This is a genomic window from Eubacterium ventriosum (assembly GCF_025150745.1).
GTDB lineage: Bacteria > Bacillota > Clostridia > Lachnospirales > Lachnospiraceae > Eubacterium_G > Eubacterium_G ventriosum.
On sequence record NZ_CP102282.1, the window covers coordinates 864,679 to 889,162 of the forward strand.

A 24,484-nucleotide genomic window follows, 5' to 3' on the forward strand; every position below is an offset into this window, starting at 1 on the left:
AATATAAATGGAGAAAAATATGGCGACAAAATTAAGGAATATATTTTTATTTATAATACTTATTAGTGTTATTTTGTCAGGAAAGACAAATATTGTTTCGGCATCAGAAGGAACAACATACACATATACTATTTCTGTAGATGGCGATTATATCAGAACGCAGGAAGCATATTTGGCAAGTACGGTTTATATGCAGAGACAAGGGCTGGTACAGCCAAGTGATTTGTTTATATACGGGAAAGAGATATTTATTGCAGATACAGGAAATAAAAGAATCGTAGTTTATAACAAAGAGAATGGAGTTGCCAGAAATATTACAAATGATGCATTTGAGGGACCGAGTGGATTGTTTGTGACAGATGAAAGAATGTACATAGCAGATCCGATTGCACAAGCGGTATTTATCTGCGACAGGCAGGGGAATATATTGACAACGATTTCCAGACCAAAAGATTCACCTTTGATGAGCAAATCGGCAATATTTAAACCGGTTAATGTAGTTGCTACAGATGACTCCAATATTATCGTAGTAGGTGAAGGCTCTTATGATGGTTTAATGCAGTTTGGTGATGATGGCGAGTTTAAAGGGTACTTTGCAGCAAATCAAAGAAGCTTAACACTATTAGAACGAATTCAGGAGATGATATATACCAGAGAGCAGAAATCTCAGCTTCAGACAAGGAAACCAAGAGCAATACAAAATATAGACTTATCTGCCAGAGGTTTAGTTTATAGTGTTACGCAAAGTGCAGAGGTAACTTATTCATGGTCTAAGGCTGAAACGAAAACATCAAACGCATTGAAATTACATAATATGGCAGGTACAAATATTTTATCACCTAATAAGTTTATGGATGATGAGTGGAATTTCGTGGATGTGACAGCAGGACCATATGGAAATGTGTATGCATTGACGCAGACAGGGCTGATTTATGAATATGACAATAGCGGAAATCTGCTGTTTTCGTTTGGAGGAAGAGCAGTGTCTAATGACAGATACGGATTGTTTACATCAGCAGCAGCGATTGATTTAGATGAAGAAGGATTTGTTTATGTATTAGATAAGGAAAGAGGTTTTGTTCAGGTATTTGCCCCTACAGAATTTGCAATGTTGAATCACAGGGCGATTTATGATTTAGAAAAAGGAAATTATGTAGAAAGCAAAAAAATCTGGCAGGAAATTTTAAGATTAAACGGCATGTCCAAAATAGCTCATATAGGATATGGAAAAAGCCTTTTAAGACAGCAGCAGTATGCAGAGGCATTAGAGCATTTTAAGACAGCCAATGATAGAGATAACTATTCGGAGTGTTTCTGGGAAATCAGAAATGTAATGATTAATAAATATATTGTATGGGTAATCGCCGGATTATTGATAATATTTGTAATATCACTAATCAAAGGAGCAGTTCGTCCGAAGAAAAAAAAGAAGCAATATAATACACATGGTATTGCTGAAATACCAGCAAAGGGAATTGGCAGATTAAAGGGTGATTTTAAATATATGGGAACAATGCTGAAACATCCTATCGATGCAATTTATTATTTGAAGATTGGAAAAAGAGGAAGTTTGTTGTCAGCGGGGATTATGATAATCGTAACGTTTATCATATATATGGCAGACATTTTAGGAAGAGGATTTATCTTTAATCAGAATAGTTTGTCAACGTTGTCACCAATGTTGCTTTCGGCAATTTTCTTTATCATTCTAGGTTTATTTATTGGGGGTAATTACATGGTTTCCACAATTAATGATGGCGAAGGAACGATAAAAAACATATTTGTTTCAGTGGCATATTCCATGGTTCCATATATGATAATGGCACCAATAGCAATTGTGTTGAGTTATGTTTTGACCCAGAACGAGGCGTTTTTGATTACATTAGTGTGGTATATTGGTATTTTATGGTCAGCGGCACTTGTAATCTTAAGTATATTGAATGTGCATAATTATACATTTAAACAGACAGTGAAAAATGTGTTGCTAACATTGTTTTTTGCAATTGTTGCACTTATTCTGGTAGCAATTTTATATCTGGTATGGGATAAGTTTATAGAGTTTATAGGAGAGGTAATATCGGAGGTGGAGTATCGTGTACAAATATAAGAGAATAATATGTATCGGCTTGACATTCATTTTATCTGTAACAGTAACTATGGCGTATGCAGCAAAGAAGGAAGATAATAAAGTATCAGAAATTGATTTTGTTGTACCGGATTCATCTGCATTAGATGTAACTTCTGGAAGGTATACACAAATAGAAGAGGTTAGAAAGGTAAAAAACAGACTGGCTGATTTGAAAGGCTTTGAAAAAAAGATGGAAAGTGATATCCTTGCAGTTTACTATTCAGATGAAACAAAAGGTATTCGTATTTTAAATAAAGAAACAGGGTATGTGTGGGGAGGCTTAAAGGAAACAAAGGCAGAAGATATGAATAAAAAGTGGTCGTCTATGGCAAATTCAATTATATCCATAGATTATCTGGGTGGAAAATGCCAGTCTGCCAGAGCAACATTGGGAGATAGTGGAAACTCTATTAATTTTAATTGGAAAGAAAATGAAGCAATTTGTAATGCAAACTTTGTTTTGGCAGGAATATCATTGTCATTTAAGATGAAACTGGAAGAAGACCATTTGACAATAGAAGTGTTACAAAACACGGTAAAGGAACTAAAAAATAATAAACTGCAGTCGGTTTGGATATTACCGTTTTTAGGAACAGTAAAGGAGGATACTACGCCAGGGTATATGTTTGTGCCGGATGGTTCAGGAGCATTAATCCGCTATAATAAAAAGGGAACTTATACATCGGTGTATGATGAAAGAGTTTACGGAAAGGATGCATCTGTAGATGGACTTTCAGAGGCTGGTGATCTGATAGCAAAGCGAAATAATGATTACATGATTGATACACAAAAGGCTACAATACCAGTTTATGGTGTGGTGCATGGTGCAAATCAAAATGCGTATATGGCAGTAATTGAAGAGGGAGCAGAGTATTCTTCAGTATATGCTTCTCCGGCAGGAATGGTGACAGATTATAACTGGGTATCTTCCAGATTTGATTACAGACAGGCATATAGTTATCCGGTCAATAAGAGCGGAAAGACAATTATGACTACGCAGGATGAAGCAGAAGCATATAACGGCAGAGTTACATTTTATTTTCTGTCGAACGAAAAGGCAGATTATTCCGGAATGGCTGTAAAATATAGAGAACTGGTAAAAAATGCAGGAATATTGAAAAGGAATGAACGAGAGGACAAAGAAATTCCTATGTATCTGCATATGATGGCAGGTGTAGTGGAGGAAGGACTTATTTTTAATGGATATAATAAGTTGACTTCTGTGAAAGAAGCACAGGATATTGTTGATAATTTGCGGAGAAATGATATTAAAAATATTTCAGTTTCATATGAAGGATGGCAGAAAAATGGAATCAGCGGACATAAATATGGGACAACCAGTTTAGATTCCGATCTTGGAAATGAGGGAGATTTGAAGGAATTACATAAAATGCTTGGAGACAATGGTGGAAGATTTTATCTTTACACTAATCTGGTAAGTTTTAATGAAGATCAGGCGAGGATTGCTTCAACGTCAGCTCTTACAATTTCGAAAAATTATTCTTCATATACTAGAAGTAATACAATGTTAATGTATCCGACAGAGTATTATGCACATCCGTCAGATGTGGTTGATTCACTGGCGGATATGGTAGAGGATTATCCCGAGTATAATCTGGATGTGGCTAAAGTTGGAAACATGATTTATGGTGATTATTCTAAGAATGAAAAAATATCAAGGCAGAAAAGTAAACAAATATTGAGTGAAACTGTTTCAAAAATAAAAAAAGATAAAGTATTAGAAAATCCGAATCAGTATTTGTGGAATGATACATCTGAGTATATAAATATGCCGTTACAGAATAGTCAATATATGTATGAAACAGATTCTGTTCCGTTTTTACAGATCGTTTTGAAAGGAAGCATAGACTATTATGCACCATATGCGAATCAGGGATTTTATAATCAGACAAACAAACTAAAGATGATTGAGTATGGCGCGTATCCTTCTTTTATAATTATGTCAGAGAAAAACGAAAAGTTAATAGATACTCCATTAGAAGATTATTTTTCACTGAATTACAATGATTGGTCTGATGTGATGAAGGAAGTTTATCAATATTTAAATGGTGCACTGAAAGAAGTGGAAGGAAGTTCTATTATTCAACATAAGATGCTTGATACAGGCGTTGCGGCAGTGTCATATGATAATGGGAAAGTAATTTATATTAATTATTTAAATCGGGAGTATGTGACAAAACAGGGAGTACATATTCCAGCAAAGAATTATTTGGTAGCAGATAGATAATTTGGCATAGAATAGGAGAAAAACATGGTAATCAAACCAAAGGGTAAGGTATCAAAAAACGGAAAATATAAAAAAACAAAATTAACAAATACCATAAAAGGAATATTATTTGTTTCACCATGGCTGATTGGATTTGCTGTGTTTACGTTGATTCCTTTTATTAACAGTATTTTATATAGTTTTAATGCAGTATCCATTACTCCGGGAAAGATAAATTTAAAATGGGCAGGTCTTGAATATTATAATCATGCGTGGAATGTAAGCACAAGTTTCAAATTAAATCTGTCCTCTTCGGCAATGATGATATGTTGTGCGACGCCGGTTATATTGGTGTTTGCATTGATAGTAGCGGTGATGCTTAATAATAAATTTCGTGGAAGAGTATTTTTCAGAGCAATATTTTTTATGCCGGTAATTATTATGAGTGGTCCGGTTATAAGTAAACTTCTTACGGGATATACAGTGAATTTTACGGAAGAAGGTTCCCAAATAATGCTTTTTCTACAGAGCCTTCCAGGTGTGATTAGTAAGCCATGTGTGTTTGTGTTGGATAATCTGGTACTAATACTCTGGTTTTCAGGAGTACAGATTTTGATTTATTTAGCAGGTCTCCAAAAGGTATCAACCAGTCTTTATGAAGCAGCTGAAATTGATGGTGCCGGAGCATGGGAAAAATTTTGGAAAATAACATTGCCACATATGGGACCGATTATTTTAATTAATGGAATATATACAGTAGTTACAATAGCTAACTATTCAGAACAGGCAATCAATCAGGAAATATCAAATAGTATGTTTAATACATCTATGATGTATAGTTTATCAGCTGCCATGTCGTGGATATATTTCTTATTGGTACTTTTAATACTGGCAGTGGTAGGACTGTTGTTTTGGTTTATCAGTAAAAAGGAGAATACATAATGAAGAAAAAAAGAAAGATACCAGTATCAAAAATATTTGTATATTTTATATTGGCAGGAATTGGATTCGTGTATTTGTATCCGGTTTTATACATGATAGTAAACAGTTTTCTGTCAGCAGGAGATTTGACAGATCCCAGCGTGACTTGGATACCTACAGAATTATGTTTTGATAATTTTAGTACTGCATTTGAAACATTGGATTTTTTTAAAAGTTTTGGAATGTCTATGCTGATGAGTTTGATTCCGGCGGTTCTTCAGACAGCCGTAACAGCTGTTGTTGCCTATGGATTGGCGAGGTTTCATATACCATTTAAAAAAGTAATATTAGTATTGATATTGATAACATTTTTATTGCCGACACAGGTTATGCTTGTACCACGTTATGTGTTGTTTGATACATATCATTTAACAGATACTATTTGGGCACAGTTTTTGCCAGCCTTGTTTGGTCAGGGACTTAATAGTGCAATATTCATATTTGTTTATTATAGTTACTTTGTTTCCTATCCGGTGGTCTTGGACGAAGCAGCTGAGATAGATGGAGCAGGAAAATGGAAGATATTTTTAAAGGTGTCACTTCCAATGGCAAAAGGAGCAATTATTCTGAGTATGTTGTTTTCCTTTGTATTTTATTGGAATGAAACATATTTGAGCAATACATTATGGGGGGGAAAGATACAGACACTGCCATTGAAACTGCAGAGTTTTACATTACAGTATGAGGCTTTGTATGGAAAAGAGGCAGCAGGTTCTATTAGTGAGTCCGTATCATTAGCAGGAACACTCTTGTCAATATTACCACTTTTAGTGATGTATTTGATTTTTCAGAGACAGTTTGTAGAAAGTATAGAATCAACAGGAATTACTGGTGAGTAGGCACAAAGAAAGGGAAAATAGATTTATGAATATTGAAGAAAGAATAGAAGAGCTTTTGTCAAAGATGACATTACATGAAAAGGTGGGACAGTTGCATCAGGTAGCACCTTCGAAGGTAGGGGGATTTGAAATACCTGAGGAGGAAGCTTTTAAATTATATAAAAGCGGTGATATGGATGAGAAGACATATGATGCAATTATTAATCACAAGATGTTGAGTAATCATGAAGACGAAATAAGAAAAGGCGAAATAGGCTCTTTTATTAGTGTCATGGATGCAGAAACAGCGAACCATTATCAAAAAATTGCGGTGGAGGAGAGCCGGTTGGGAATACCTTTAATCTTTGGTTTGGATGTTATTCATGGATTTAAGACAATGTTTCCAATACCATTGGCGGAGTCATGTAGTTTTGACGATGAACTTTTTGAAGAGACGGCAAGAGTAGCAGCAAAAGAATCCGCAGCAGGAGGGGTGAACTGGACATATGCACCTATGGTGGATGTGGCGAGAGATTCCCGTTGGGGACGTGTTGCTGAAGGTGCGGGAGAGGATACATATCTTGCGTCACGTTTCTCAAGAGCAAAGGTAAGAGGATTTCAGGGAAAGGATTTAACAGAGGAAGATAGAATCGCAGCTTGTGTGAAACATTTTGCAGCCTATGGAGCTGTGGAAGGAGGATGTGATTATGATACGGTAGATATGAGCATGCCAAAGTTTTTTGAGACATATTATCCACCATATGAAGCTGCAGTTAAAGAAGGATGTGCATCAGTTATGATGGCGTTTAACGACTTATCCGGAGTTCCATGTACGACAAATGAATGGTTGATACAGGATCTGCTACGAAAAAATTTAGGATTTAAGGGTGTGGTAATCAGTGATGCCAATGCGATTAAGGAATGTGTGAACCATGGAACAGCATTAGATACTGAAGATGCTGTAAAACAGTCTATTGAGGCGGGGACCGAAATGGATTTAGGTTCGGATTTGTATGAAACTCTTTTAGAACAAATGGTGCTAGATGGGAAAGTAGAAGAAAAATATGTTGATGAGGCAGTTAGAAATATATTGAGGCTAAAATTCAAAGTAGGTTTATTTGAAAAACCGTATGCAGATGTAACTAAAAAAGAATGTCTTTTATGTGATGAACATAGAGGTATCGCCAGAGATGCGGCAAGAAAATCTATTGTTTTATTAAAAAATGACAATAAGCTTCTTCCATTATCAAAGAAATTAAAAATAGCGGTTGTAGGTTCAGCAGCTTCAGATAAAGAGCAGATGTATGGATGCTGGTCATTTACAGGAGAATGGGAAAATGCAGTTACTCTTGTAGATGCATTGAAAAAAGAGGGATATGATTATCAATATGGGAAAGTATGTGGAGAAAAACTGCCATTTGATAAAGAAGAAATGATGAAAACAGTCAAAGATGCAGATGTAATTATTGCAACGATTGAACATTTGAACAGTGGGGAGGCAGAATCCCTGGCAGATATTACTATTCAGGGACAGCAGTTAGAAATGCTGTCAGAACTAAAAAAATTAGAAAAACCTATTGTGACAGTATTATTCAACGGAAGACCCCTTGCAATCCCGGAGATTGTTGAAATGTCAGATGCATTGGTTGAGGCATGGCATTTAGGGAGTGAGGCGGGAAACGCTGTGGCAGATGTATTATTTGGAGATTATAATCCAAGTGCAAGGCTGACAATGACTTTTCCTCATAAATCAGGGGAATATCCGATTTATTATAATCATCCAAATACCGGAAGACCGGCAGGGGATTATTTCTGGACAAACAAATACATGGATACGCCACAAAAACCATTATTCCCATTTGGATATGGTTTGGGATATTCAGAATTTGAATATGGCGACTTAGAATTAGAAAAAACACAAGAAGGATTTAAAGCAACTGTAGAGATAAAAAACATTGGAGAATATGATGGCACAGAGACAGTGCAACTTTATATCCATAGAAGAAAGGCCACAAGAGTACGACCTGTGAGAGAATTGAAAGGATACAAAAAAGTTACATTGAAATCAGGTGAAAGCAGGAAAGTATCTTTATGCGTTAATAGAGAAGATTTAGGTTATTATGATACAAGAATGAATTATATTGTGGACGAAAGTGAGTTTGATGTATGGATGGCACATGATAGTGGGTGTGGAAGTTGGGCGAGAATAAGCTTATAAGGAGATATCGCATATGAAAAGAGTCGAAAAGATAGTATTAATATTGTTGATTGTTATTATGTCATTTCACACACCAATAATTTCGTATGGGTATACAGCAGTACCGAGTGATCAGGATCCTTTTGATAGTGGATATAGTCCGGAGTTTCCATCAATGGAGGGAATTTATAATACACCGAATAAACTTCTGGGATATGAACAGAAAGACAGAGAATTCTGTTTTACAATAAAAACACCTGATTATATAGTACCATTGTCTATATCTTTTCCTAAAATTGGAGGAGTTAGAATACATGGCGAAAAAAAAGGCAGTTTTGAAGCAGCAGAGAATTACAAAATTTCGTATACTATTTCAAAATCCGGTGATATTACCATGAAGGGAAATAATGAGACAAAGGTAGTATTCCAAAAAAAAGAAGATGCATTCAAAATACATATTTACAATGGCTCAGGAGAGCGTATTTTGGGAATAGATTCTACGCAAATGGAATTTGCATTTAATGATGCAGGAGAACTGATAAAATATAATCTGAAGCTTCCGTTAGACAGAAACAAAGAAGAAATTTATGGTTCAGGGGAGAGATTTAATGAATTAAGTCAGGTAGGAAAGCGTCTTAAGATGTGGAATTTGGATGCCAGTTATCATGGAGATGATACTTTAAACGCAGAATTGTGGAGAGGTTACAAGAATATACCATTGCTTCATAGTTCTAAGGGATATACATTATTTTTTAATACATATTATGCGGGAACATTTGATATCGGTTATTCAGAGGCGAGTAGGATATGTGCAGAGTTTAAGGGAGCAGAATTTGATTTTTATCTTTGGACAGATGCACCAAAAGAAAATCTGAAAGCATATACAGAATTGACGGGAAAATCTATCCTTCTTCCTAAATGGGCATATGAGTATAGTGCAGGGGGGAGTATTGGGTTTTGGAATAGTGGTAAAGGAGTATATGGAAATTCAGTAGATGCTATTAATGGGTATAAGAGAATGGGAACTCCAAATATAGCATCAGTATATTTAGAATCAGCCAGTAAAGAGACTCAGAGTGTATACGATTTGTATAAGAGTGCAGGAATTAGAGTATTGAAATGGAATTCCCCCAATATGACACCGAAAGAAATGAAGAGTTATCTTTCAGGGATGAGAGAAGATGAATTGCCATATATAAGATATATATGGGACAAAACAGCTAGTTGTGGTGACTTTATAGATTTTACACAGAATACTTCTACAACAGCATTGATAGGGCGCTTAAGCAGCGAAGTTCAATGGGGAGCTAAGGGAGGATTAGTAGATTTTGGAGAACTAATTCAGCCATATGCTTATTTTCCGGGAGTAGATAAAGATGGAGCAGTAATGCATAATGAATTTGCATATTGGTATTCCAGAAGATATTGTGAGGCTATGTCACAACTTATGGGAAATGGAGATTTTGTACTTCATTCACGAAGTGCCGCTGCAGGTTCACAAGCGTATACTGCATTTTTTACAGGAGATCAGCAGACTTCAATGGAGGGGCTCAGAAGGCAGCTGGCAGGTGGAATTAGTGCAAGCGCTAGTGGATTAACAACATGGGGTGGCGATATTGGCGGTTTGTCCGGTGGAGCAGCAGGAGACGGACCAACAACACAGGTGTTTGCCAGAAGTATGCAGTTTTCAACCTTCCAGCCATTAATGAGGACGCATGGAACAACATCCCGATTTCCTTGGGATTATGGAGCTTTAGGAGAAAGTACATATAAGACACATTATTGGCTGAGAGAAAATATATTGAATAAAATATATAGTACAGCGATTGCTGCACATAAAACAGGGAGCACAATCGTTACACCATTAACAATGGAATATTCAGATGAACAGTCTTTGGGAAATGTATATGAAACATACTTGTTCTGCGATGACTTTTTGGTAACACCGGTTTTAAAGGAAAATGCATATCTTTATAATGTAATGTTCCCACAAGGAAACTGGTACAGTTTATGGACAGGTGAAAAAATAAGTGGTTGTGGAGAGAAAACAGTAGAATCCCCAATTGATAAATCCCCAATATATCTCAGGGCAGGAGCAATTATCCCGGTGACTGTGGCAAACAGCCTGAATTTAACAGACAGCATGCAGGATGTAAAAAAGACAGAAGCCTTGTTGGTGACAAAGCCTGATAATGACAGAACAACAACATATTATAGAGATGAAAACACTAGTATTTCTTACAAGAATATGAAAAATGGGAACAATGGATTTGTTATTTCGGCAGAAACTGGAAATGATACTACGGCACTGATTTTGAAGGGAACAGCCGCAGGAAGTGTAGTTGTTGATGGGAAAAGTCTGAAAAAATTGACAAACAGACCAACAGGAGACGGAGAAATTGGATATTACAGTAATGATAATAGGGAGACTATTATTAATATAGGAACAAATGATTGGAGCAGCGTAGAGATAGAAAATGCAGATGTTGATAGTGTGAATCTGATGAAAGATAACATTTTAACAGACAATATGAAAGTTACAGCTGATGGAGATTTCAACACGGCATTATCATTATCTGAAAAAGAATATGTATTTGAATTGTCTAAGACATCTAATATGAATGAAATTTTAGTGAAGTGGACAGATAAATACGCAAAAAAATTTAAAGTAGCAGTTTCAGAGAACGGAAATGATTGGACTGTAATCAAAGATGAAGCAAATGGTTATGGCGGTATAACAAATTGCAGCATTGAAAATAAGAATGTAAAGTATGTCAAGTTGTATGATATAGAAGCAGGTACAGAAAGTGCACCGGAAATTTATGAAATAGAGGCATATGGAAATAACAGTAATTGCTGTATAACTTATAATTTAAAGGGGGGAGCAACCAAAATCGAAGAGAAAACAGTGGTGCTTAATAATTCTCAGTATACATTACCATCAAAAAATCGCTTTACAGCCCCACAGGGGAAACAGTTCAAATGGTACCTAATTAATGGAAAGGTTTATAATCCGGGTGATGTGTACAAGGTGATTGGAGATACAACCATATTTTTAGTATGGGAAGATTATGTTCCATCGGATGAAAATGACAGTATTTTGGCATCCTTTGACGGTTTTTATAGTAGTAACGCAACTACTTCTAAAAAAGTAAAAACTACAGATTATTGGAGTGAGAATACAGAGGGAATAATTACAAGAAAAGCTAAGGGAACTGATGGAGCTTTATATAATGGTGACCCGGCCTCTAACATGGCAATGCTTTATTACAATGCAAATATTTATAAGGATTTTGTTTTGGAATTAGAGTATAGAAATCCTGTAGCCGGTATGGGAGGGGCCTATGTTGGTTTTGGGGGAAAGATAGATAACGGAGTCGCTACGACATGGAAAAGCAGTAATGCAGGAACAATTTTTGGAACAGCGGGGTCTAGTGAAGTAAAACTGGCAGGAAATTTTGAAGCATATGGTGGAAATAAGCATTCTACAGGTGAAGAAGATTCAAAAGTCTGGACAGACTGGGTAATGGATGCAGACTGGGGAACAGGATGGAATGCTATTAAACTGGAAGTAAAAAGTGGACATATAAACTGCTATGTGAAAGTTAATGGCAAATGGATACAATCATGGAAAAATGATACTTTTGATATGCCATTTACTTACGGAGACTGGTACGATGGAGGATATGTATATATCGCATCGAATAATGAAGGAACGCAGTTTCGGAATATTAAAATAAGTGATAGGGATCTTTCAGTGGATGAAACTGTGGCAGCAGAAAAAAACGAGATAATGAACCAGTTTGATTCGTATTATACAAGTGGTGTAGATAAGAAAAATCCCGAATATGCTGAAATATATAAATATTGGACTGCAGATACAGATGGAGTATTAACAAGAAAAGATATAAAAGAATCAGGTGAAAAATTAGGAAATGAAAATAAAGGAAATCCTTATCCGGAAATGGCAATATTATATTATGATATTGGAAAGTATAAAGATTTTACCATGACAGTAGATTACTATAATCCTGTGGCTGATAATGGTGGAGCATGGATTGGATTTGATGGTGAAAAAGGTGAAAGCTGGTACAATCATTCCGGAAATACAATGATTAATACTTCGGAAGGAAATGTTTATCATTTAACCGGAACATTTGATGTAGATGGAGAAACTTATGAATTACCAAATGCAAATGACATTAAATGGACAGGTTATCTGGAAGATGGAAAATTTAATTCTTTGTGGAATACAGTCAAGATAGAGGTGAAAGAAGGGAAAATCAAGTTTTTTATTCAAGTAGATAATGAGTGGAAATCACTTTGGAATGAAGAAACGTTTTCCTATGGTGACTGGTATGATGGTGGATATATTTTTTTAGTAGCAAATAATGGTGGAACGAAATTTAGAAACCTTCAGATAACAGGAACGCCGATAAAAGAAGTAACGGAATCGGATTTAAAAGATTTTACAGCATATTATAGTCCGCATTGTCAAAGATATCCTAGCACAAAAACGAATATTAATACTTACTGGAGTTGTACCAGTGATGGTGTTATTACCAGAAAGGCGAGAGGAACAACGACAGAAACAGGACCATATGTGGGGAATTGCTGGCCGGATATGTCTATGCTTTATTATGATGTTTCCAGATACAAAGATTTTACATTAGAAGTGGAATATAGAAATCCGAATGAAAGTATCGGTGGAGCATGGATTGGGTTTGATGGTGAGATAAACGATAGCGGCAGTGCCACCACATGGTATGGTGATAGTACAGGAACAGTGTTTGCCACAGATGGAAATAACAGTGTACGGATTGCAGGAACTTTTGACTATAACGGAAGAAAACAGACGACGTATAATACGAGTGATTCTATCTGGAGAGCTGAAATAGCTAATTGTGAGTGGAAAACCAGTTGGATGAAAGCAAAACTGGAAGTAAAGAATGGATTTATTAATTTTTATGTTGATGTAAATGGGAAATGGGAAACACCATGGGAAAAAGATGCTATAAGATATAGTGGATGGTATGATGGTGGATATGTTTACATTGCTTCGAATAATGAAGGAACGCAGTTTCGGAATTTTAAAATCACTGGAGAAGCATTAGAAGAGGAAACTACATCAGAAATACCTACGACAAAAGAGGTTCCGACAACGACAAATGAAACAGTAACATCAACAAAGGTTTCAGAGTCAACAAAGGATATGACAACTGAGACCACGAAAGTAGATATTACTACTGAAATACCAACAACTTATAAAATTCATGAAAGTACAACGGGTTATCTTAATCAAATAGAAACAAAGAGGCCTGGCAGAGTGAAGATTAAAAAAATAAATATAAAGAAAAAACACTCTAAAAAAGTGAAAATTTATCTGTTAAAAGTAAGTGGAGCAAATGGTTATCAAATTAGAATTTATACTTCGAAGAAAAGGGCGAAGAAAAATAAAAAAGCATTGATTACCAAGAACATAAAATCTTTTAGAAAAGTGTTTAAATCAAAGAAATTAAAAAATAAAAAAAGACTTTACGTGAAGGCAAGAGCATATAGGAATGTTGGTAAAATAAAAATTTATGGGCGATGGTCTAAAATAAAAAAAGTCAGAATCAGGTAGAAGAAGACTTGGTTTGGAAGGGCGGATAATTTATGAATAATAGAACAGAACAGTATATTTGGATTACATTTGGAAATGAGACAAAAAATGAGCCAATAAATTATTGCAAAAAAAACAGTAATGTTATGATGGGGCTTGGATATCATATTAATCCAAAAACAAGAGAATTAGAAAGTAATTATTATTGTAGTTCAAATAGTGTGGAAAGTGATTGGGTAGCAGATAAATATGCTTTTAATCCATTAGTAGCACATAAAATCAAATTAACGGTAGGAGAAGATGGTTATATTGTATGGGTTGATGGAGAAAGACAGATTGTTTATCCTCTACCCGAAAATTATAAAGGTGGCTATGTAGGCATAGGTACAGGATATACAAGTACAGAGATAAGAAATTTAAGAATAAATCTAAAAAAAGAAGAGCCAAATAGTTGTACATACTTTACAAATTGCCAAAATGAGGGATTTGAGATGCCTATTTCAAGTTTTTATGAAAAGGGGAAGGATGTATATAAGCGAATTTTTAATGGTTCAGGAAGTTTTATTTCTAATATACCAATTATGTTTTTTGAGGATAAAATGGAAACTTTTGAATTAGAATTTGACTTATTCTTTGCTGAGTCCATAGAAGAGAATGCTCCGGCTTCAAAAGAATTCGAAGATCCGTTTAGGACATATTCTTTTGGTCCATATCCATTACAACTATTTACAGAGTGGAAACAGTATGATGACGTTTATGAAACCATTTTACATAAAGACAGTTTCGAGATTAAGACGAAGTCACCAGAGTGGGATCAAAAGGAACGCTCCTTGTTTATTTCGTGTCCTAATGTAGGTGGAATCAGAATATCTTCTGAAGCACCCAAAAATGCAGATGCATCTTATGTAGGAGATACTGCTATATTTGAACCGGAGTACTCACTTGCAATTGATAAAGCAGACTTTAATAATGAATTGATAGGAACTGATGGAACAAAAGTAAAAATAATATGCAAGACAGGTTATTGGGGGTTAGAGATATATAATGCTCAAAATCAACTGATACATACAATTAACAAATGGAATTTATCACGTTCTGACGACCGATTTGTTACACGTCAATATTCTCTTGAGTTGCCATTGAATAGTGATGAAATTATTTTTGGCACAGGAGAGAGATATAATCATTTCAATCAACACGGATTGAGAATGTGTTTTTGGAATACAGATATGTGTTATCAGGGATATACATCTCTTGATACACATGAATTGTGGAGAAGTTACAAAAATGTTCCGGTAGTTAACAGCAACAAGGGGATTACATATTTTTTCAATACTACTTGTTATGGGGAAGGTGATTTTGGATATACGGACAAAACAAGAACGAGAATTTCTTTTGATGACAGCAGAGTAGATTTTTATGTATGGACAGGAACACCAGTAGAAAATATGGTGAAGTATACTGATTTGACAGGAAAGCCTGTATTACCACCAAAGTGGGCGTTTCGTTATCAGGCAGGCGGTTCTAATGGCTTTTGGGGACTAGGTCAGAATAGAGGGAAGGAATATCCAAGAGAAATTACGAGAACGATGATTGAAAAGTTCAGCGAGATGGGAACATTACCGTCTGTTATTTATATGGAAGGCGGAGGTGCTGATGATAAAGTATGCTATGATATGTGCAACGAAAAAGATATTAAGGTAATGCAGTGGAATTGTGGCGATTTCTGGCCGGAATTTATGCATAAAAATTATCCGGATAAGGATTATAAAGAAATGCCGATGGTAAAAAATATATATAATCCGGATGAGGTACACTATTTTGGCGATTTTACGCATAAAGATGCTCTTTCTGTTTTAAAGAAAATTCATGGAGAAAGAATCAGGTGGGGACTGCGTGGTGGAATGGTAGATTTTACCGAGTTAGTTCCTATAGATACAAAGTTTGACAATGGATTGATGGGAAATCGAATGCACAATTTCTGGGTATGGTGGTATGCAAAGGCATATCATGACTTGTATACAGAAATGACAGGTGGGGATTATCTATGTTACATGCGCGGTGCTTGTGCTGGTTCTCAAAAATGGAATTGTACATGGACAGGAGACCAGATGAATAGCTTTGACGGATTAAAACAACAGATAGTAGGTGGATTAAGTTTGTCGGCGAGTGGTTTTTCTATTTGGGGAACCGACATGGGAGGTCTTTCAGAAAAACCGGAGGATGAAGTATATATAAGAGCGTATCAGTTTTGCACATTTATGCCAATTATGCGTACCGGAGGGGATGCAACGAAACTTCCTTGGGATTATGGTGAAAAGGTTCAGGAAGTGTTTAAGAAATTCTATTGGTTAAGAGAAAATCTTCTTGATATGATTTATAGTTATGCCATTTATTCTCATAAAACAGGTATTCCAATGACACAGGCAATGGCTCTGGCTTTTCCAGAATGTAAAGAAGCTGCAGGAAATGAAGAACAATATGTATTTTGTGACAACATTTTGTTTGCATCTGTATTTGAAAAGGCGGATACGAAGAATGTTTATTTTCCTGCAGGACGGTGGTATTCACTCTTTAATGATGAAGTAATTGAGGGAGAAGGATATCAGAAAGTTGCTGCACCACTTGATTATTCTCCGGCATATTTAAGAGATGGAGCGGTGATACCTGTAACTTTAGGGGCTTCTCTAAAATTGATGGAGGATATGCTGGAAAACAGATATAAAGGTATATTGATTGCACCACCCGAAATAGAGCGCTCAAGTCAGATATATAAAGATGAGAACACAAAATTAGTCATGATTAGCAAGCGGATTACGGATCAAAAGTTTACTGTTGAGATTACAGGAGAGAATGATTTTGAAGTGGCAGTAATTTTAGCCGAAGCAAAAGAAGTATCTGTTAATGGTCAAATAATCGGGAAGAAAGCAGACATTATTTCTGAAAATGAGGGATATGTAGTGCAGGATGGCAGGACATATGTGAAACATTCAGGAACTGAAATAAAAGTAATTCAGGTAGTTACACAATGAGGTAATGAGTTTTTAGAAGATTTTTAACATAACAAAAAGACAAAAACTTTTTAGATGGTTTTTGTCTTTTTGTTTTATGGGTCGTCATGATTTAAAATGATGTCTGAAAGTTGTTAGAATACAAAAAAGTCCAAAAAATAATAAAACCCAACCCCAAAAAATATATCATTTTAATTTTATAAGAGAGATAATTTAAAATAAGTAAGAAACAATATACTTTGGAGGATAGTAATAATGAGCGATAGTTTAAGAGGGATTCCAGTAGAGGGATTTGCAGAAAAGAGCCGTGAGGCAGCAGTGGAAGGTATCGTATTATTAAAGAATGAGAATGGTGTACTTCCATTTACAAAAGAAGATAAAATTTCAGTGTTTGGCAGACCACAATTAGAATATTACAGAAGAATTTGAGGATGTAGTTGTTGTTTTGAATGTTTCTAATATTATTGATATGAAGTGGATGAATGATTCGCGGTTCAATGGAAAGATTAAGGCAGTTGCATATGTCTGGTCCGGTGGAATGGAAGGCGGCAATGCAGTTGTAGATGTTCTTTCCGGCAAAGAAACACCAAGTGGAAAACTTCCGGATACCATCGCAGAGAATTTAGAAGATGTCCTTGCAGGCATCAAAGTAAAGTATATGCAGTTTAAGAAGTTAAAGAAGAAATAGAAAATAAATAAATCATGACCACCCTGACGGGTGGTCATGATTTAGAAGGGTTATTGATAATAGATATCAATAACAGAATTTCTTTTATCACGTACTTTTATAGCATCATCTCCCCATACAGTATCTCCGAAATACTCTTCGCCATCAATAATAATTTTCTCGATTTGAGCATTCCAGGTATTTTTTCTGAAAGGGTTATGCAGGATAACCTTGTTAGTTGATAAAAAATTATATGTGATACGATTATTTTGATCAAACAAGTCACCGCACAGTTTTGGACGAAGAGATAAACCTAAGCGATTATCTTTATAAATAAAAGGATGTTTACCAAGAAACATGTCTGTCCAAATGTATAAAACTTCTGAGTTAGAACCTGATAGCCTGGAAACAAAATTTCGTCCGTGTAAAGTTTCATCTGGATTAGCGGAGGAGACAATGAATGAGCAATTTTCTAATATGGAACGACCATATATTTCCGGATTGCAGAATGGAACAAACACATTTGTCAATTCTTCATAAAAACGTTCATAGATTCCACTTTCAATTAGTGAAAACAGGAATTTGTATTCCATATGAAGAAAAATGGATTCATTTTCCTGCCATCCGGGAGTAAAAACAGCAATACGGCCGAACTCAAGTCCCTCAGTAATTGTAGGAGCACTTGTTTTGTACATTTTTAGTTTTTTATCGTATAGTTCAGAGGCTTTTACTTGGTCTAAGATATGAGAAGCTTCTGAAGGATTGGTACAGTTTCGAATTTGTTTCGCAGGTCCCTCTAAAAAGTCTACAACTTTTTGTGGTTGAAATGCGTTTACTTTAATATTTGGATAACCATTTGGGTTTTCTTTTATAATTTCATAATCAGTAGCGACATATCTAAAGTAAGTAGGACAGAGTCCGTCGCCTAGTTGCATTGCTTTTATTACTCCATCAGATAAAAGATTTATATATATATCCAGTGAATGGATGAAATCAGGTATGTCCATAGCGACAGTTTGTCCACTGATTGAGTAACAGGTTTTGTCACGATAAGTTTCTCTTGCTGTAGCCAGAGCGTCCCATAACTCAAAACCAGAACTACATGTGGCAATGGAATCATTCACTTTAGCATATAATTCAAAAAGTTCTTCAGGAACTGTAATTGTATGATTGCTATATTTTGTTAAAACATCTTTTACAAAATGGCAAGTACGTGCAACTTCGAAATTTTCACTCATACCACTGCCAAAGAGGCTAGGGAGACCATTACAGGCATCGTTCCAGCCGGCACGGTTAGCTTCCATCTCAATACCCATCTGGCAAGGATCAAGTAGAGCGATTTTATTGACAATAATGGCAATTAACTTTTCTATTAAATTAGTATAGTAAATTTCACCGGAACTGGTTTTCAGCCAGTTCGTATCCTCGGCTTTATAGCCTAATTCATATTTTTTTGTATTTACATAGAAAGCATCTAATTGTCTTGCTTTTTTTCCGTCGAAAAAATATTTTTCGTTACGGGGTTTTACTGTTTGGTCTGAATCGAAGTATTTGTAGACCTTTGATTTGAATATTAAATCTTCTATCTTTTCTGGATAGATGCGTTGATAACATAATATCATATCTAATAAATAGTCCCATTGGTCAATGTAGTTTCCGACTTTTTCTGTAGATGATTCATAGTTTTGCTGACAAAAATCTAATATACGATGGAGAAACTCGTCAATGGAAATAGTGATTGAAATGTTATTGCTAAGAATCACATTTGCCAATGAGCCTGCCGTGAATCTGTCTTCAAGTGCAGAAATTATTTTAGATTTTCCATGTAATACAGTATCATCAAGAAATTTATAAACGTCCTCTTTGTGTTTTTTTATTACAGAAAAGGTGCAGGCTTTTACGTACATAGGTGTATAGCCGTCTATTTGTACTAATGAATAAAATTGTCTGATGTCAAATTCATTAATCTCTGGATGAAAAATAATATCACATCGTCTGTTTTGTAAAACGTCTCTAAAATTACCATCACCTTGAGAATAGAATTCGGCAGCAGTAGAGAATTGATTATAATCTCTCTCAGGGTCACCATGTTTTCGGGAGAAAAGGTGAAGTACTTTATCATCATTACTGCCGGAAACAACAATAGGATATCCACCACGCAAAAAGTTATCTAAATAACTTTGGCGGAAATATTCATCAAGAATAGGATTTCCGGTTGTTGTTGCAATATCATTGGTATATTTTAATGCTAATTGGTCAGCTTCTACTAATTTTTTATTAATATATTCTTTATCTAAAATGTGTGGTATAAGACGATTAATAAAATCTTCGTTGTGTGCAAAACCACATAATGTAGATAGTGTATAGTTTTGGTTAGTACTTAACTTTTTCGCCACCGGAGCAAACGCACATGAAATTTTGTTTGTAAAGTGTTGTGAATAACCAGCTACAAATTTAAGACCGTGCATTATGAAATTTATTGGAAATTGAAGAGATGTTTCATTTTCGAATAAGGCACATGGGTCATATATTGGGCATATAGTTCCGTTATTATCAAAACACATGTAATAATAGCCGCCAACATTTTCTTTCATTTCTGCGGCATCATCACTTTCTATGCGGGAGAAAAATAAAGGAACATCATTTTTTAAGTTACTTACGGTATTATAGGAACGCATGAGATTTGCCATTGTGGTAAATTTTGTTCCTGGAATACCATAAGGAATAATGCGCGACATACCATCTAAGATTTCAAAGTCAGCTTCTTCCCCAAGATTAGTGAAAGTTACGTTTCTGACCAGAGCACCAAAAGGTTCATGGGGTAGAATAAAGTATGTAATTTCTGTTTTAAAGTTATGCGTGTAGTCGGTTTCAATAATGCGAAAAGAATTTGCTTTAATTCGCATAGTGCGTTTAACTTTTGCATCATAATTGACAGAAAAAGGCTCGAAGTATTCATCGTTTTTGCGTATGAATGTTCGAAAACCTTTTAATGAAGTGTTTTCATAGGCGATAACCGCCGGTTGAAATTCCATAATTGGATTTTCCTTTTTCTCAATACCAAAACTAGTCAGGCATTGTCCCCTGTTTACGTAAAAACTCCATAGAGGAATTCCATCTTCCCCGGTAAGTCCCGGAAGAAAACTGGTAAAGGGGGCTTTAGAATCGTAATTTTCAATGATAAATTCATTGTTTTCAAGTCTGTAATCACTCATAAAAAATATATCTGCCTAAAAGGCATGTCCTTTCTAAAAATTATTATATGAAACGCCATGGTATTTTTTATTTACTCACGGCGTTTGATTATAGTTCCATCTTTTTTTGTGGTTGATACGAAAGAAGCATCCAGGTGTTTTTGCCTATATTGGGAAGGTGTGATTCCTTCCGCATTGGTGAAGACACGGCTGAAATACATCTGGTCCGGAAAACCTGTCTGCTCAGCAACTTGTCTAATGGACATTGTTGAGAGCAGCATGGATTTTGCCTTTTCTATTCTTAAATTCGTAAGATAGGCTTTAGGGCTAAGACCAAAATGTTTTGTAAACGTTTTGGAAAGCCAGCTGGAACTGTAATTCAGTTCTTTGGCAATAGAAGTAATGCTGATTTTGTTTGGATAATTAGTATTGAAAATTTCTAATACTTTTTCTAAAATCAAATCATTTTTGGAAGAAATATATGTAATAGTACAGATATCTCTGGAAATTGTGTACAATAATTCTAACATTAGAATAGATGATATATCCATAAAATGAAGTTTTCTGTTTAGCAGTTCACTAATGATTTTATCAAAAATAGTATCATATTCAGGACAGATAGTTCCCATAAATGCATGTTTCGTTGAAAGGTTTAATTCTCCAAGAATATTGTCAACATTATCTCCGGTAAAATGAACCCAGTAAATATCAGGTGCATCTTTAAGGAAAAATTCATAATGCAGTAATTCGCTTGGTTTATAAATTAGAATTCCACCTGCAGAAATTGAATATTGTTTTTTGTCAATATAGTAGTAAATGGTGCCATGCTTTACATATAGTAACTGATAATCCTGTCGCTTTTTTTGATTTACGCAGAAAGAATCATGGGTATACAAAACATGCCTTCCACAGCTGGTGGCAATTACGGGATATTCATAGTTGGGTAAATCTATTTCGGAACTTGAATAACATGAACTATTAATAGATAACATAAGATACCTCCACGAATAAATTAATTTTATTATAACAAGAACAACTAAAAAAAAGAATGGATTTAATTGACAGTAGATAAAAAAATATGGATTTTTTTGTTGCATATAATGGAATTATTTCTATATATGTCCTGTAAAAATATATTTTTGATAAATTTAAAAAGAAATATAAAAAATAAATCCATATCAATCAAAAGAAGTGTAAAAAATCCATATGCTTTATTGTCAAAATAAAGTAATATAAAATTACATAAACAGTAGTAAGTAGTAGTAAGTAAACAAATATAGAAGGGACGGATTTTATGGATAAGAAAAAAATGTACCATCAGGTGGAAAAAAATGAATTTGGTAAATTTAATAGTGGAGCATCGCCAACAGAACCAATTGTAGATGAATGGAGAATGTTGGAAAAATTGGTTGATATTGTAAAGTTCGAGGACCGGTTAAAGATTACATATCAATTAGGAAATGAAAATATAGATTTTGTCATATCGGCTCCAAGTTTGGGAGGAATCCGAATTACAACAACAGAGAGTAGTTTTTTTAATCCGACAGAAAGAGAAGAAATTCATTTTATAGAAAGTGACGACAAGGATATTATTCTTTTTAGGACAATGGATGGTACAGAATTTCATTTAGTAAATGGTCCGGAGTGGACAATCAAAATTTTTGATATTTATAATGTACTTCAATATTGTTTGACAAAAGACAGCGTTCGTTTTGGATTCTATGAAAATAAATTAGTAAAAATCCGCTTGGAATTTGATATTGATCCAGATGATGTGCTTTTAGGAATGGGAGAAAAATTTTCAGATATAAACCAAAATGGGAAACGACAGTTTCTTTGGAATACGAATTGTGAATATGATATTGATAGTGATGGATTGGAATTGTGGAAATCTTATAAAAATGTTCCATTGTTACATAGTTCCAGAGGCAATACGTTGTTTTATGCTTCTTATTATCCGGCTGTCAGCGACTTGGGATATACAAATCCGTATAAAGGAATATGGGAGTTTTGGGAAACAGAATTTGATATATATATTTGGACAGGAACTTTAGACAAAAGGTTACGTTCTTATACAAGATTGACAGGAAAGCCGTTTCTTCCACCTAAATGGGCGTTTCGTTATACTATGGGGGCAGGAAATCAGGTATGGTATGGGGAGAATTGGGAAAAGGAAAATAATCCGGAAAAATACTTAAAGATATTAAAGGAAATGTTGAATGGATATAGGAGATTAGGAATTACAAATCTTTCTGCAATGTATGGAGAAGGATGGATTGCAGAAAATAGGATTGCTTATGAAATACTTAATGCACAAGGAATTCGTATGATTGTCTGGTGTACACCGGATTCAGAGTTAGAACAGAATAGAAAATATCTGCCAAACGTTAAGGAGGAAGACTATCCTATCATTAAAATAAAAGAAGGTTCGAAACAGGAATCAGGGGGACGTATTGATTTTTTTAACCACAATGCAAAAGTTTTAATTAGAAACCAAAAGAATGATTATTTTATTAAGGGTATGCGTGGTGGAATGCTGGGATATAGTGAACAGATTACAGAGGACGATATGTATTGCAATGGTATTACAGGAAAAGAGATGCATAATTGGGGGGCATACTGGTACACAAAGGTTTATGGTGAGGCAACGCGGGAAATCATAGATGACGATTATATATATTATTGTCGGGAAGGGTGTGCAGGAAGTCAGCAGTGGGCAGCAGTTTATTCGGGAAATCAGCCAGCAGAGCTGTATGGATTAAAACAACAATTAAATGCAGGATTATCTGCCGGCTTATGTGGATTCGCAGTATGGGGTGGAGATATGGCAGGTTATGAAGGTAAGCCGAATGTAGAGACTTACATCAGAGGAGTTGAGTTTGCAGCTTTTCAGCCATTAATGCGGAGTCATGGAACAAAAACACGCTGCCCATGGGATTTTGGAAAAGAGGCGGAAACAGTATATTTGAAATATTATTGGTTACGGGAAAACCTTATAGAAATGCTTTATAGTGCGGCAATTTCATCAAATCATAGAGGATTACCAATGATGAAAGCAATGGCTCTGGCGTTTCCTGAAGAGAAAGATTATCTGAACAATGGAGAACAATATTTATTCTGCGATACAATATTAGTTGCACCGGTTCTGGAAGAAAAGGCACAGACAAAGAAAGTCTGTTTTCCGAAAGGAACATGGTATGAATTGTGGAGTGGTAATGAAGTTTTAGGAAGTTGTGAGAGAGAGGTTCCGGTATCTTTAAAAGATTGTCCGGCATATTTAAAGTCCGGAATTGTACTTCCTGTTATTATGAATGAAAAAATGAAGTGGGCGGTCCCATTTTCAGAACAGAATCAGACAAAAGTGATAGTGATTACACCACCGAATATGGATGATGAATATCGTTATTATGCAGAGGAAGATGATAAATATGTATTCAAGTCTGTAAAAGAAGATGAGAGAGTATTTACAATTTATTCTTTGAAAGACATTTTCATTAATAAACTCTTAATATATGGAAACGTGCATGAAATAGAGGTTGATGGCAAGAAAGAGGAATTTTCTATTGTATATGAAAATCAGACGATGACTGCACTTAGATTAAAGAGCGATAGGTGGAATAAACTGACAATTACTTGTAAATAAATAACAAGCTTAGAAA

The 24,484-nt window shown here is 35.1% G+C and carries 12 protein-coding genes; 10 read left to right on the plus strand and 2 right to left on the minus strand.

Annotated elements, in window-relative coordinates; all coding sequences use genetic code 11:
• The first annotated feature begins 19 nt into the window (after window positions 1–19).
• From NQ558_RS03950 to NQ558_RS03990, 9 genes are all read left to right on the plus strand, one after another.
• Complete coding sequence (locus NQ558_RS03950) at window positions 20–2,107, plus strand: YIP1 family protein (RefSeq protein WP_040447213.1); 2,088 nt, start codon at window positions 20–22, stop codon at window positions 2,105–2,107.
• A complete protein-coding gene (locus NQ558_RS03955) occupies window positions 2,094–4,376 on the plus strand; it encodes a DUF5696 domain-containing protein (protein ID WP_040447211.1) in 2,283 nt (760 codons plus the stop codon). Before NQ558_RS03950 ends, NQ558_RS03955 begins: the two co-directional genes overlap by 14 nt.
• Window positions 4,377–4,400: 24 nt before the next feature.
• Window positions 4,401–5,297 carry a carbohydrate ABC transporter permease gene (locus NQ558_RS03960; protein WP_005363340.1) on the plus strand — a complete coding sequence of 299 codons (897 nt, stop codon included), beginning with the start codon at window positions 4,401–4,403 and terminating at the stop codon, window positions 5,295–5,297.
• Window positions 5,297–6,175 (plus strand): carbohydrate ABC transporter permease, encoded by an 879-nt coding sequence (locus NQ558_RS03965; RefSeq protein WP_005363339.1) that lies wholly within the window; start codon window positions 5,297–5,299, stop codon window positions 6,173–6,175. The genes NQ558_RS03960 and NQ558_RS03965 overlap by 1 nt, the downstream gene beginning before the upstream one ends.
• Window positions 6,176–6,200: 25 nt before the next feature.
• On the plus strand, window positions 6,201–8,372 hold the full coding sequence (locus NQ558_RS03970) for a glycoside hydrolase family 3 N-terminal domain-containing protein (RefSeq protein WP_005363337.1): 2,172 nt from the start codon (window positions 6,201–6,203) through the stop codon (window positions 8,370–8,372).
• 13 nt (window positions 8,373–8,385) lie between these two features.
• The gene (locus NQ558_RS03975) at window positions 8,386–13,974 is read left to right on the plus strand and encodes a TIM-barrel domain-containing protein (protein WP_005363334.1); all 5,589 of its coding nucleotides are present in this window, start codon (window positions 8,386–8,388) and stop codon (window positions 13,972–13,974) included.
• A 32-nt stretch (window positions 13,975–14,006) separates the two neighbouring features.
• Window positions 14,007–16,985 (plus strand): TIM-barrel domain-containing protein, encoded by a 2,979-nt coding sequence (locus NQ558_RS03980; protein ID WP_005363333.1) that lies wholly within the window; start codon window positions 14,007–14,009, stop codon window positions 16,983–16,985.
• Between the two features lie 234 nt (window positions 16,986–17,219).
• Window positions 17,220–17,393 (plus strand): hypothetical protein, encoded by a 174-nt coding sequence (locus NQ558_RS03985; protein WP_005363332.1) that lies wholly within the window; start codon window positions 17,220–17,222, stop codon window positions 17,391–17,393.
• A gap of 16 nt (window positions 17,394–17,409) precedes the next feature.
• Window positions 17,410–17,652: a glycoside hydrolase family 3 C-terminal domain-containing protein gene (locus NQ558_RS03990; protein ID WP_040447206.1), complete on the plus strand. Its 243-nt coding sequence runs from the start codon at window positions 17,410–17,412 to the stop codon at window positions 17,650–17,652.
• A gap of 50 nt (window positions 17,653–17,702) precedes the next feature.
• On the opposite strand, the gene NQ558_RS03995 is transcribed toward NQ558_RS03990, so the two are convergent.
• On the minus strand, window positions 17,703–20,846 hold the full coding sequence (locus NQ558_RS03995) for a hypothetical protein (protein ID WP_005363330.1): 3,144 nt from the start codon (window positions 20,844–20,846) through the stop codon (window positions 17,703–17,705).
• Window positions 20,847–20,917: 71 nt separating this feature from the next.
• Window positions 20,918–21,817, minus strand: a complete 900-nt coding sequence (locus tag NQ558_RS04000) for an AraC family transcriptional regulator (protein WP_040447204.1) — start codon at window positions 21,815–21,817, stop codon at window positions 20,918–20,920.
• A gap of 302 nt (window positions 21,818–22,119) precedes the next feature.
• Between NQ558_RS04000 and NQ558_RS04005 the strand changes: the two genes are divergently transcribed.
• On the plus strand, window positions 22,120–24,468 hold the full coding sequence (locus tag NQ558_RS04005) for a TIM-barrel domain-containing protein (protein WP_005363328.1): 2,349 nt from the start codon (window positions 22,120–22,122) through the stop codon (window positions 24,466–24,468).
• Window positions 24,469–24,484: the final 16 nt, after the last annotated feature.

Coding starts and splice junctions, on each gene's coding strand:
- NQ558_RS03975 (WP_005363334.1), top strand. CDS start 8,386: ATGAAAAGAGTCGAAAAGATAGTATTAATATTGTTGATTGTTATTATG.
- NQ558_RS03960 (WP_005363340.1), top strand. CDS start 4,401: ATGGTAATCAAACCAAAGGGTAAGGTATCAAAAAACGGAAAATATAAA.
- NQ558_RS03965 (WP_005363339.1), top strand. CDS start 5,297: ATGAAGAAAAAAAGAAAGATACCAGTATCAAAAATATTTGTATATTTT.
- NQ558_RS03970 (WP_005363337.1), top strand. CDS start 6,201: ATGAATATTGAAGAAAGAATAGAAGAGCTTTTGTCAAAGATGACATTA.
- NQ558_RS03985 (WP_005363332.1), top strand. CDS start 17,220: ATGAGCGATAGTTTAAGAGGGATTCCAGTAGAGGGATTTGCAGAAAAG.
- NQ558_RS03995 (WP_005363330.1), bottom strand. CDS start 20,846: ATGAGTGATTACAGACTTGAAAACAATGAATTTATCATTGAAAATTAC.
- NQ558_RS04005 (WP_005363328.1), top strand. CDS start 22,120: ATGGATAAGAAAAAAATGTACCATCAGGTGGAAAAAAATGAATTTGGT.
- NQ558_RS03950 (WP_040447213.1), top strand. CDS start 20: ATGGCGACAAAATTAAGGAATATATTTTTATTTATAATACTTATTAGT.
- NQ558_RS04000 (WP_040447204.1), bottom strand. CDS start 21,817: ATGTTATCTATTAATAGTTCATGTTATTCAAGTTCCGAAATAGATTTA.
- NQ558_RS03980 (WP_005363333.1), top strand. CDS start 14,007: ATGAATAATAGAACAGAACAGTATATTTGGATTACATTTGGAAATGAG.